The organism is Micromonospora globispora, from assembly GCF_003857015.1.
In the GTDB taxonomy this organism is placed as follows: domain Bacteria; phylum Actinomycetota; class Actinomycetes; order Mycobacteriales; family Micromonosporaceae; genus Micromonospora; species Micromonospora globispora.
Genome location: NZ_QGGF01000096.1, coordinates 1 through 6,232 on the forward strand (window position 1 = coordinate 1; position 6,232 = coordinate 6,232).

Annotated in this window: 7 protein-coding genes and 1 pseudogene; 1 reads left to right on the forward strand and 7 read right to left on the reverse strand. The window is 66.4% G+C overall.

All coding sequences use genetic code 11. The annotated features are described in order from the left end of the window. Positions 1-105 (forward strand): annotated as a pseudogene (locus DKL51_RS36105) (IS5 family transposase); the annotation flags it as partial. Here DKL51_RS36105 and DKL51_RS03510 read toward each other — a convergent pair. The 7 genes from DKL51_RS03510 to DKL51_RS03535 all read right to left on the reverse strand — a co-directional run bounded on the left by DKL51_RS03510 (position 89) and on the right by DKL51_RS03535 (position 5,580). Then, on the reverse strand, positions 89-1,225 hold the full coding sequence (locus DKL51_RS03510; RefSeq protein ID WP_109966586.1) for an exonuclease domain-containing protein: 1,137 nt from the start codon (positions 1,223-1,225) through the stop codon (positions 89-91). The pseudogene DKL51_RS36105 and the gene DKL51_RS03510 overlap by 17 nt on opposite strands. Positions 1,226-1,233: 8 nt before the next feature. Then, the gene (locus DKL51_RS03515; protein WP_109945454.1) at positions 1,234-1,926 is read right to left on the reverse strand and encodes a DUF6218 family protein; all 693 of its coding nucleotides are present in this window, start codon (positions 1,924-1,926) and stop codon (positions 1,234-1,236) included. A 653-nt stretch (positions 1,927-2,579) separates the two neighbouring features. Beyond that, complete coding sequence (locus DKL51_RS03520) at positions 2,580-2,915, reverse strand: hypothetical protein (protein ID WP_123809835.1); 336 nt, start codon at positions 2,913-2,915, stop codon at positions 2,580-2,582. A gap of 181 nt (positions 2,916-3,096) precedes the next feature. Continuing rightward, positions 3,097-3,414, reverse strand: a complete 318-nt coding sequence (locus tag DKL51_RS03525) for a hypothetical protein (RefSeq protein ID WP_109945452.1) — start codon at positions 3,412-3,414, stop codon at positions 3,097-3,099. A gap of 43 nt (positions 3,415-3,457) precedes the next feature. Further along, positions 3,458-3,589 carry a hypothetical protein gene (locus DKL51_RS36110; protein ID WP_260428364.1) on the reverse strand — a complete coding sequence of 44 codons (132 nt, stop codon included), beginning with the start codon at positions 3,587-3,589 and terminating at the stop codon, positions 3,458-3,460. 349 nt (positions 3,590-3,938) lie between these two features. Next, positions 3,939-4,334, reverse strand: a complete 396-nt coding sequence (locus tag DKL51_RS03530; RefSeq protein WP_123809836.1) for a hypothetical protein — start codon at positions 4,332-4,334, stop codon at positions 3,939-3,941. A 559-nt stretch (positions 4,335-4,893) separates the two neighbouring features. After that, on the reverse strand, positions 4,894-5,580 hold the full coding sequence (locus tag DKL51_RS03535; protein WP_109945449.1) for a Type 1 glutamine amidotransferase-like domain-containing protein: 687 nt from the start codon (positions 5,578-5,580) through the stop codon (positions 4,894-4,896). Between the last annotated feature and the right edge of the window lie 652 nt (positions 5,581-6,232).

The window sequence follows — 6,232 nt, forward strand, 5'->3', positions numbered from 1 at the left end:
ATCAACCGGCTCAAGCGCAACCGCGCCGTGGCCACCCGATTCGACAAGCTCGCCGTGCGCTACGAAGCCACCGTGCACATCGCCGCGATCAGCGAGTGGCTGTGACCGACTTCGACACAGGCTCTAGGAGCCGCGTCTTCTTCGTGACGGTGTTGCCCACTTGAAGGCCGGCAGCCCTTGCTTGCTCCTCCCACTCCCACCGCGGAGGCTCCATGGCGCCAGTGAAGACCACTGTGTCCCCGGGTTGAAGCCGCCACGCGTCGGGCCGACGCTGCTGCGGGATGGTTGTAGCTGCGGCGGCCAAAGCTCGGTCGACGTCGGATTGTTGGAGGCCGAGCAACCCGGCCACCTCGTCCAGGTCGTGGCGCTCAGTTGGGGTCAGGATGCCGTCTTCAAGCGCGATCCCAGCCAGGCTCGCCAGGTAGGTCCGGTGCAGGTGCTCGACGTCGGCGCGGGCGAGCCCGAACATCTCCGCTGTGGCGACGAGCGCGTCGGCCTCCGTGGCAGAGATGTGCCGGTCAAGGAGCGCCTGATCGAGTAGGTCCATGTAGGCGTCGCCCTGCGGCTCGTGCAGCCGGGGCAGCCGGTCGACCAGTCGGGCCAGGAAGTGCTGTTCCCGCTGGCCTGCGGCGCGCCGTTGAGCGGCCACCACGGGGTGAGCGGCATACGACGGCCAGGTGAGTCCCGCGGCCGCCGTTACTACAGCTGCCCACGGGGGCGGGCTGCCGGCTGCTGTGATGTAGTAAGTCAGGAGTTGGGCGGCGGCGCGGGCGTCATGCAGCGCTGAGTGCGCCTGGTGCAGCGGCAGCCCAGCGGCCCGACAGCAGTCGCGCAGGCTGCGACCGGCCGAGGGCAGGAAGTGCGAGGCCAGCCGCATCGTGCAGAGGCCAACGGCCGGGTCGATCGGTGCGTGGATCCCCACGCGCTGGTACTCGGCGTGTAGAAACGGGGCGTCGAAGGTCAGGTTGTGGGCGACTAGGACCCGGCCGCGCAGCATGCCGGCGAGGTGGCCAGCAACCTGTTCGAAGCGGGGTGCCCTCCGTGCCTCGGCCGCAGAGATGCCGTGGATGGCCTGTGGCCCGAGGTCGCGGTCCGGGTTGACCAGGCTGCACCACTCGTCGGTAACTCGACCGTTCTCGTCGACCTGGACAACGGCCACTTCGACAATTCGGTCGTGCCAGCTCGTACGAAGACCCGTGGTTTCAAGGTCGATGACTGCGTACACGTCGCTCCCTACGCCGAGACCAAGGAGGTGCTGCCGACGGCCTCACGCAGTCGCGCTAACCACCGGGGTGGCAGCGGCTGCGGGTCACCCAGCGAGCGCAGGTAGACGCGGCGGTACCGCGCCTGCTCGGTGTCCTGCCACAGTTGGGCGGTACTGGCGACGGCCGCGGTCAGGGCCAGAGCCGTCGCCGCGACCGGTGACGCAGCCGTGGAATGGGCCCGGGCGGCCCAGGTGGCGAGGGCCTGCTGGTCTGGCATCTCGGTGGGCCACGCAAGCGGAGCGATCTTCGACCTGGTGCTCGCCCTGTGCTGCTCGACGGCAGCGGTGTAGGTGGACCTGTGTTCGCTGACCTCTGCCAGCAGCTCGGGGATAGTGAGGATGTTGCCCTGGAGGGCGGTGAGCAGTTCGGCCGGCAGTTCCTCGCCGATCCTGGCCAGGACGTCGGTAAGGGTGTCTCTGTCCCAGTCGACCAGGCATCGGTCCTGCAACATCGACATGATGCGACGCAGCTGCTCGGGGTCCCGTTCGATTTCGTCGAAGCGGACCACCCACGCTCCACCGGCGCGACCGGTCGGGCTGAGGCGCCACACCGCCACGGCGTCGCCGCCGTCGCTATCGGGACCGACGGCCAAAACTCCGTGGCCGCGCGCCCCCGGCACGTAGTCGACCGGTACGGACAGCTCGTTCTCGGATGCCTCCACGCCGAAGCTCCTTGCGGGTCCTCAATAGTTGACAGCGGGATGATCGCCGTAGCCGCCATCGGTGACATCCGGGGTCGGTCAACTGGACGGGTTTCTTGCCCGGACCGCATTTCACGTTCGCACCGGCGTCCGCTCTCGACTTCCGCTTGACGTCGGAAGCGATCGGGATCGGCCTACGACCGGTGAGCAGGGCCTTGGGTTTGCCCATCGGCTGCTCCTCAAGGGCCGCTTGCCATGCCACACCCACCGCGCGAGCGCCGTGGCCTAGTCACGAGTCAGCTCGCGACGGACGACCACTCGCTGGTAAGGCGCTTTCGGAGAGCGTCGCAGTGTCCGCCGACGGTTGCTGCGTTCGTGCCCGTAGCGGCATCCGTATGAGCCTGTCCGGCCGCGGCCGCCACCGTTGATGCCAACCGCTGATGTCAAGCGGGCCCTGCCGCTGTTCCAGCTCGCCGGCCGCTTGACTCTGCCCGGGGGAAGCTACTCGCTGAATAAGCGGATGTCAGAGGAGGTCGCGACCGGTCACATCCACGATTGACACCGTCGGATGCCTAGCGTCCAAGCCGACGAGGTAGTAGGCAGTTTGGTGCGGGCAATAGTTGCTCATGGTGGAGGTCTCTCCGCCAGCGGTCGGGCGATTGTCACTCAGTCAGTCACTCGCCCGACGATCGGTCCGCCGCCTCGCCACCGTGTTCAAGGTTCGCATTCTGCTCGGTCGAGTCGGCTTGGACGGGAGGCAACAACATGAACGCGCCGGCGAGAATCATCGCCGGAACTTCAAGCAGTAACTGGAGGACGAAGCGGCCTAACCCATGCTCGGGAATTTGCTCATCCAGCCAGGTAGCGTATACAACGACTCCTGCGACAACCGCCAGCCTCCATGGCTGACAAATGAGGCGGACCATCGCGAACCGGAGCATTTGCCATCTCGACACGATGCCTCCCCCCAGGTACGCCTGCGACTTGGTCGCATTCTCCCATGTGGTCACCACTTGGCGTTGAACTGTGGCCGGCCTATCGGGCATGTCCGACAATGGGTGTGCATTCCGGCTCTGAGCTGTGCGAACGCTTGGCATCGACGGTTGTTGGTGATCACCGCTGGTCCGCCTTTGACGGCCTAGCGACGGCCTGGACCTGGTCCTCGTCGACCCCTTGACCCCCAGGCAACAATCACAGTGCGCTTACCTGCTGCTCTGTCGGCTCCGGGCTGCTGGCATGGTCCACGCTCGGCCTTGCTCGTCCAGTGGAGTCCGACCCGATCGTCACCCACAGCTCGGCCAGGAAGGCGAACGTGGCAAGGGGCTCCGGGAACCCTAGAGCTCCGGCATAGGCAGCGATGGCATGCGCGCCATGCACCGGCGCGATGACCCCGGACAACAGCCGCGGCGCATACGAGACCACCACCTCCCAGGCGGCATGGTCGTCGTCTGGCAGCTCAGGCAAGCCCAACTCGTCGACCACCTGGTCACCGAAGGCGACGGCTAACACGCCTGGTGCAATACCGGCGCCGGAGTGTCGACGATCTGGCAGGTCAGGTGACCCCGATGTTCAGGTAAAAGTGGCCGAGCTTGAGTGATAGCGAGGCGCCTCCGAAGTGGTGAATGAGCAGCGCCAACAGGATGACGATCAAGATGCAGACGACGAGCCAGATCAGGAACCACACGAACCCTGGGATCCCGTAGCGACCGACGCGAGCCATTAGGCTCGCCCCCTCGCGGTCGGCGCTGCAACACGCGCCGCCGCGCATGGACGTGTCGGCTGTCGGTAACTGCGCCCGACGCTAGCGGACGTCTCCATACAGCCCTCCTTCATTGAGGTGTCCGCGAAATTTCCCTACCGAGGCGCGCGTCAAACCGGGCCGGAGGAGCCCGCTTCAGGATCCCGTGCTGGTGGTGTCAACGTTACGAGATCAAGTTGGCGGCATCGACGGCAAAGCATCCACCAACGTCGGCGATCCCGGTCCGGCTTCTTAAGGGGTAGATGAGGGTCGACCGTCCAACGCGGCCCGCCGCTCAAGCTTGAGCCTTCTTTGCTGCCGCGTCGGCCCGCCGCTTCGCCTCAGCTTCTTGGGCCTCAGCAGTCGGTTCGGCCTCGCCCGGCGCAAGTACTACCCAATTCTCCTCGCCGCCGCCCTCGAGGTTTTCGTCGATCGCTACGACAGCCCAGCCATAGCCCTCAGCGCAGATACCCGGGATGACCCGGCGTTCGCGGCCCATCTCGTCCGGGGTGTCGACGACTTTGTCCGCTTCGGCGTCGAGCTCGTAGCGGTCCTGAATCAGCCAGCCCGCTACGTGATGGACCACGCGCTTCCCTTGCCAGAGAGAGACAACCCGCCAGCCGGGTGGCGCTTCACGAAAGTCGACGGTGTTCCACCAGGTCGTCGTCTCTGTGCGTGCACTCATCGTCATTCAGCGATTATGAGCTATACGATCGCCGGCCGTGATCTTCCCTGGAGGGGCTGAAGGCGAGAACCTCGACGGCATGCCGCCCTGGGCAGACGGGCCAAGGACCCGTGCGGCCATGTAGCCAGCACCGAACTCCATACAGGCCGGACGCTTCGGTGTGAACGCCGTTGCGGCGCATCGTCTGCTGCTATCGGCTGTCATCCGGTGCCGGCTAGCTCGGCAACAACCCCGCCGGTTGTCGTCAGACGTCGCCGGCAGACGGAGCGTTCGATGCCTCCCCGCTGCTTCGTGCGTGGTCCACCGGATAGACGTTCCGATCCAGCCTGAACCTATGGATTGCGGCGAGGCGGTCGCTGACAGTCCGGTACGCGCAGGTCGCGAGCCTAGCCGGGAGTGCCGGTGTGTGCGCCCTTGAGATCTGCAACCGGCGAGTGGTTCTGTGGGCCAGTTCGGGTCCCACTTGTCGGGGTCTATCGGGCCCACGTCTCTTCGGCCGATTGCTGTGTTCTTGAGTTGTGGACCCGCCCTGTGTAGGGCTGGCTCGGCTGAAGGGACGTCTCGGTCAGGGGTTGATCAGTCTCCAGTAGCCTTCGGAGATGACGTCAACGGTGCCATCGACCACCTTGATGGCGGTGTTGTCGTCGATGGCGTAAGTCGGGACCGGGATTCCGGACGCCCACTTCTGGATGTTGGACAGCTCGGCGTCCTCCATGTCCGGATGATTGAGGTGGGGGTACAGCGTGAAATCCACCAGCCCCAGCGCCCGGTCGGCGCCCTGCGCCATGTCGCTGCCGTCAGGGACGAATCCAAGGTTGAATTCGGCGTCGCAGTTGTACGGGGTGACCGCGATACTCCCGGCGCTGACCCCCACATAAACCGTGTCACTCAGCGACGGCAGGAGGTCAGCCAGGCCCGACTGGCGCAGCCAGTAGGTCAGGTACAGCACATCGCCGCCCCAGACGAGGAGGGCATCGGCCTCCCGGACCGCCGGGACCCAGTTCTCTTCTCGAATGGTCGGCAGCGCGGTGAGCTCCAACATCCCCAGGGACTTCCAACCCAGCTGGCACAGCGGGATCGAAACGTGGCCGTGAATCGCCTTCCACGCCCTCTCACCCCCGCCGGAGAAGGGGTAGACACCGGTGGGAATGAACAGGGCCGTGGACTCGGCGATCGGCTTGCCCAGCAGGTCGACGAGCGCGTCGGAGATGCTCGGGTTACAGATGCCCGACGACGTGAGAAGGAACTTCATGAAATCCGCTCTCCTGACGCCACCGCATGACGGCGATCATGTTGCCTATGAGGACCAGCGTCCCGCTCGCTAACCCGACACATCGATGGATCATCCGCTGGCGGCCGTCCAACCGTCAACTGCCTCCGCCCGCACGACGACACAGGTCCGATGCCACGCCCTTACCTGCGTTTTGTTCGCCAGTTCGGGTCCCACCTTCCGGGTTGTCGACGTATGAGGTTCGATGAGTGGCCCTATCTGGGGCACCGGGCGCGGCGCACCACGACCTTGCAAGGGGAACAGAGCTGGTAGCGCTGCTGCCATTGCTTGCCATCCCGTCTGCCGTCGACCCGCCCACCTGGGGAGCGGGCCGCCGCCCGGCCCGCCACGTCAAGCGGACCTTGACGCCCGTACGGACGCTGGCGGGTCGGGCGGCGGTCTGCTCGGCTCGCCCGGGTCGATGGCAGACGGGATGGCCTCCCGCAACCACCCACTAACCGCGACCCGCCGACGCAGCCCCGGCCATCCTGGAGCCGGAGCGCCCCCGCCGGAGGCGCAGTAACCGCTACCCCGCGACCGCCGCCAGCTCGCCGACACGGCCGGCGTGCGCTCCCCTACGCCGCGCGGGCTCGTGGCCGCGCGGCCCGGCCGGCTGCCGGCCCACCACACCCCC

Bases quoted from the DNA above. Each gene is read 5' to 3' on its own strand.
- DKL51_RS03535 (WP_109945449.1), bottom strand. From the start codon at position 5,580: ATGAAGTTCCTTCTCACGTCGTCGGGCATCTGTAACCCGAGCATCTCC.
- DKL51_RS03530 (WP_123809836.1), bottom strand. From the start codon at position 4,334: ATGACGATGAGTGCACGCACAGAGACGACGACCTGGTGGAACACCGTC.